Annotated in this window: 3 protein-coding genes and 1 riboswitch; of the genes, 2 read left to right on the forward strand and 1 reads right to left on the reverse strand. The window is 71.1% G+C overall.

Annotation, left to right across the window (positions count from 1 at the left end; all coding sequences use genetic code 11):
* A partial coding sequence (locus B7767_RS42795) for a M23 family metallopeptidase (RefSeq protein WP_143653012.1) occupies positions 1-791 on the forward strand: 791 nt, incomplete at its 5' end.
* Positions 792-823: 32 nt separating this feature from the next.
* Here the strand turns inward: B7767_RS42795 and pcrA are convergent.
* On the reverse strand, positions 824-3,304 hold the full coding sequence (gene pcrA, locus B7767_RS42800; RefSeq protein ID WP_085576499.1) for a DNA helicase PcrA: 2,481 nt from the start codon (positions 3,302-3,304) through the stop codon (positions 824-826).
* Positions 3,305-3,544: 240 nt separating this feature from the next.
* A riboswitch (cyclic di-AMP (ydaO/yuaA leader) is annotated at positions 3,545-3,715 on the forward strand.
* Positions 3,716-3,722: 7 nt separating this feature from the next.
* Between pcrA and B7767_RS42805 the strand changes: the two genes are divergently transcribed.
* The gene (locus tag B7767_RS42805) at positions 3,723-4,907 is read left to right on the forward strand and encodes a C40 family peptidase (RefSeq protein ID WP_085576500.1); all 1,185 of its coding nucleotides are present in this window, start codon (positions 3,723-3,725) and stop codon (positions 4,905-4,907) included.
* Positions 4,908-5,055: the final 148 nt, after the last annotated feature.

The raw sequence follows: 5,055 nt of genomic DNA on the forward strand, positions 1-5,055 counted from the left end.
GGGGGGAGCCCGCCCCCGCCCCGACACCGCGCGCGGCCTCGCGCGCCGGGTCGCGTTCCCGCCGCCGTACGCCCGCCAAGCGCTCCGCGCTGCTGACGGTGGCCGTGCCCTCGGCGTGCGTGATGGGCGTCGCCGGTATCGCCGCGGCCTCGGTCGGCAACCTGGCCGACGACGGCGGCCAGGAGACGGCGACGACCGCGGCGGACGCCCAGCCGGTGAAACCGTCCGCGGCCAACATCAAGCTGGACACCCAGTTGGAGAGCCTCGCCGCCGGCGCCGACGACTTCGCCGACCGGGCCAGCCGCACCCAGGAGCGCATCGACCTCAAGGCGCAGCAGGCGGCCGAGCGCAGGGCGGCCGCCGAGGAGGCGGCCCGCAAGGAGCGGCTGCGGCCGAAGTTCGCGCTCCCGGTCGCGCAGCACGGACTCAGCGCCTACTACGGCCAGTCCGGCATCAACTGGATGTCCGTCCACACCGGCATCGACTTCCCCGTCCTGTACGGCGCGACGGTGATGGCCGCCACCGACGGCACGGTGCGCACACAGCTCAACCCCGCCTACGGCAACATGATGATCGTGACGGCGAAGGACGGCACGGAGACGTGGTACTGCCACCTCTCCAGCTACCAGGTCGCCTCCGGTACGACCGTGAAGGCCGGCGACCCGATCGCCTTCTCCGGGGACTCGGGCAACTCGACCGGTCCACACCTGCACTTCGAGGTCCGCCCGGGCGGGGGCTCGGCGGTCGATCCGCTCGCCTGGTTCCGCAGCCACGGCCTCGACCCGTCGTAGGGCCGTCCCCCACGACGGGCCTCAGCCCACGACTACAGCTTCTCCACCGGCGCGTACCGCAGCAGCAGCCGCTTGGGCTTGGTGTCCCCGAAGTCGATCGTCGCCTCCGTGTTGGCACCGGTGCCCTTCACCGCGACCACGGTGCCGAGGCCGAACTGGTCGTGCGTGACCCGGTCCCCGACCGCCAGCGACACCACGGACTTGTCCGCGGCCCGCCCGGTGGCGAACCCTGAACCGCCCGACGCCGACGAGCGCGAGCGGGACGACGACAGCGAGGCCGCCACCCCCGACACCGGACCGGAGGACACGGGCGTGCTCGCTCCCGTCCGCTTCCACTCCAGGTGGGCGGCCGGAATCTCCTCCAGGAACCGCGAGGGCGGGTTGTAGGACGGCTGGCCCCACGCGCTGCGCAGGGTCGAACGGGTCAGGTACAGCCGCTCACGCGCGCGGGTGATGCCGACGTACGCCAGGCGCCGCTCCTCCTCCAGCTCCTTGGTCTCGCCGAGGGCGCGCATGTGCGGGAAGACGCCGTCCTCCATGCCGGTGAGGAAGACGACCGGGAACTCCAGGCCCTTGGCGGTGTGCAGGGTCATCAGCGTGATGACGCCGGAGCCGTCCTCGTCCTCGTCGGGGATCTGGTCGGAGTCGGCGACCAGGGCGACCCGCTCCAGGAAGTCGGACAACACCACGGGCTCGCCCTCGCCGCGCTCCTGCTCGAACTCCAGGGCGACGGCCGCGAGTTCCTGGAGGTTCTCGATCCGGGTCTCGTCCTGCGGGTCGGTGGATGCCTGCAACTCGGCCAGGTATCCGGTGCGTTCGAGGATCGCCTCTAGGACCGTCGCCGGGCCCGCCCCGGACTCGACGACCGTACGCAGGTCCTCCATCAGCGTGTTGAACCGCTTCACGGCGTTCGACGAGCGCGCGGCCATGCCGTACGCCTCGTCGACGCGCCTCAGCGCCTGCGGGAAGCTGATCTTCTCGCGCTGCGCGAGGGCGTCGATCATGGCCTCCGCGCGGTCGCCGATGCCCCGCTTGGGGACGTTGAGGATGCGGCGCAGCGGCACCGAGTCCTCGGGGTTGGCGAGCACCCGCAGGTAGGCCAGGACGTCCCGGACCTCCTTGCGCTCGTAGAAGCGGACGCCGCCGACGACCTTGTAGGGCAGGCCGACGCGGATGAAGATCTCCTCGAAGACACGGGACTGGGCGTTGGTGCGGTAGAAGACGGCGACGTCGCCCGCCTTGGCCTCGCCCGCGTCGGTGAGGCGGTCTATCTCCTCGGCGACGAACTGGGCCTCGTCGTGCTCGGTGTCCGCGACGTACCCGGTGATCCGCGCGCCCGCGCCGGCGTTGGTCCACAGGTTCTTGGGTCGGCGCGACTCGTTGCGCTCGATGACGGCGTTGGCGGCGCTCAGGATGGTCTGCGTGGAGCGGTAGTTCTGCTCCAGCAGGATCGTGGTCGCGTCCGGGTAGTCCTCCTCGAACTGGAGGATGTTGCGGATCGTCGCACCGCGGAAGGCGTAGATCGACTGGTCGGCGTCGCCCACCACGCACAGCTCGGCGGGCGGCACCTCGGTCTCGGACGGTGCGCCGGCGGGGTGTCCGGGGGTGCCGACGAGCTCGCGCACCAGCGCGTACTGGGCGTGGTTGGTGTCCTGGTACTCGTCGACCATGACGTGCCGGAAGCGGCGGCGGTAGTGCTCGGCGACGTCCGGGAAGGCGCGGAGCAGATTGACCGTCGTCATGATCAGGTCGTCGAAGTCGAGGGCGTTGGCCTCCCGCAGTCGCGACTGGTAGAGCGCGTAGGCCTGGGCGAGGGTCTTCTCGAAGCCGTCGGCGGCCCGGGCGGCGAAGTCCTCCTCGTCGATCAGCTCGTTCTTCAGGTTGCTGATCTTGGCGCTGAAGGACTTCGGCGGGAAGCGCTTGGGGTCGAGCTCCAGGTCGCGGCAGACCAGGGCCATCAGACGCTTGGAGTCGGCGGCGTCGTAGATCGAGAACGACGAGGTGAAGCCGAGCTTCTTGCTCTCGCGGCGCAGGATGCGCACGCACGCGCTGTGGAACGTCATGACCCACATGGCGCCCGCGCGCGGGCCGACGAGCTGCTCGACGCGCTCCTTCATCTCGCCCGCGGCCTTGTTGGTGAAGGTGATCGCGAGGATCTGGCCCGGGTGGACGTGCCGCTCGGCCAGCAGGTGGGCGATGCGGTGGGTGAGCACGCGGGTCTTGCCGGAGCCGGCGCCGGCCACGATGAGCAGCGGGGAACCGGAGTGCACGACGGCGGCGCGCTGGTTGTCGTTCAGCCCCTCCAGCAGCGCGGCGGCGTCGATCACCGGGCGCGGGGCGCCGTCGCGGTAATACGCGTCCCTGTCCGGCGGCACGTCGAACTTCCCGCCGAACAGGTCGTCCGGGATCCGTTCCGGTACGTGCTCGTCCTCGGGCGGTGGCGGGGGCTCGCCCTCGGGGCCCCGCTGGGCCTGGAGGTCCGCCAGGAAGCTGTCGTCAAAGAGGCTGCTCATCGCTCTCCGAGTCTAGGGTGCCCCACCGACAACCCGGGGCCACCCCGGGAACATCCCCGGAATCCGGCGGCCGGGACGGGACGCGCACCCTCCAGAACCACCCCCTCACCCTGGGTGACACCACACGCAAGGTCACGAAAATGTATCGGGCATATCACCCATCAACCTTCACAGGGGCTACACCAGTTGGCTACGGTGCGGGCGGGCCGCACGACCCCCACCGGCGAACCTCGCCGGGCCGCGCGGCCTCCGCCGAGTCCGTCACTGCCCCGCGGCAGCCGGAGCCGGGGACCCACCGAGACCATGGGGTGAATCGGCCCACTCCCCCGCGGAGCGGCCGTAGGGCAACCCTTCCGAACCACCCGCCCGAACCCGACAGCTAACCCGGTAGGCGGATCTTTGGAAGGAGTCGCCTCCCTTGGCGTCGCACCGCAAGTCGCGCACCCCCGGCACGCGCGTGGCAGGCATACGGACCCCGGCCCTCGCCACGGCCGCCCTGACCTCCGTGGCCCTGCTGTCCCAGACGGCCACCGCCGCCCCCTCCGACGACGGCAGGCCGAGCCTGGAGGAGGTCGAGAAGAAGGTCGGCGACCTCTACCGCCAGGCGGAGTCGGCGACCGAGAAGTACAACGCGGCCAAGGAGAAGACCGCGAAGCAGCGCAAGCAGGTGGACACGCTCCTCGACGACGTGGCCGAGCGCACCCAGAAGCTCAACGAGGCGCGGGCGGAGCTGGGTTCCTTCGCCGCCGCCCAGTACCGGACCGGCGCCGGCGTCCCCGACACCGCGACCTTCCTGCTCGCGGACACGCCGCAGGACATCTTCGACCAGCGCCAGGTGATGGACCGGATGACCGGCCGCCAGAAGGAAGCGGTCGACGACTACGTCACCCGGCAGTCCGAGACGATGAAGAAGCGCCAGGAGGCCACCGAGAGCCTCGAGACGCTCACCGAGACCCAGGGCGACCTGAAGACGGCCAAGGCCACCGTCCAGAAGAAGCTCGCCGACGCGCGCGAGCTGATGTCGAAGCTGACCGCCGAGGAGAAGGCGCGGCTCGCGGCGATCGAGGAGAAGAAGCAGAAGGAGGCCGCCCGCAAGGCCGCCGAGCTCGCCGAGCAGCAGAAGGCCCAGCAGGAGGCCCAGCAGGAGGCGGCCGCCGCCCAGCAGGACAGCGGCACATCGGGCAGCGCCTCCGGGTCCTCCGGTTCGGCCACCACGCCGTCGACGTCGACGGACTCCTCGTACGCCACCAAGGCCGAGAAGGCCCTCGCCTTCGCCCGCGCGCAGATCGGCAAGCCGTACGTCTGGGGCGCCACCGGTCCCGGCTCCTACGACTGCTCCGGCCTCACCCAGGCCGCCTGGAAGGCCGCCGGCGTCACCGTTCCGCGCACCACCTACGACCAGGTGAACGCGGGCACGACGGTCCCCGTCTCCCAGGCCCAACCCGGTGACCTGGTCTTCTTCTACGACGACGTCACCCACGTGGGCATCTACATCGGCAACGGGATGATGATCCACGCACCGAAGCCCGGCACGTACGTCCGCGAGGAGTCGATCTACTACGACGGCGAGTCCTCGATCCACAGCGTGGTGCGCCCCGCCTGACCCACCCCGCTACCTCCCCGTGCCGGGCGGCCGCGTCCCCGGCCAGGGGGCCCGGGGCACGTCCTGTCACGGGCCGCGGTCACGCCGGGCCCGTGGAGCAGGGGGTCAGGTCCACAGCACCGCGATGAAGACGTTCGTCACGGTCAGC

Origin of the sequence: Streptomyces sp. 13-12-16, from assembly GCF_002114215.1 — a bacterium.
In the GTDB taxonomy this organism is placed as follows: Bacteria; Actinomycetota; Actinomycetes; order Streptomycetales; family Streptomycetaceae; genus Streptomyces.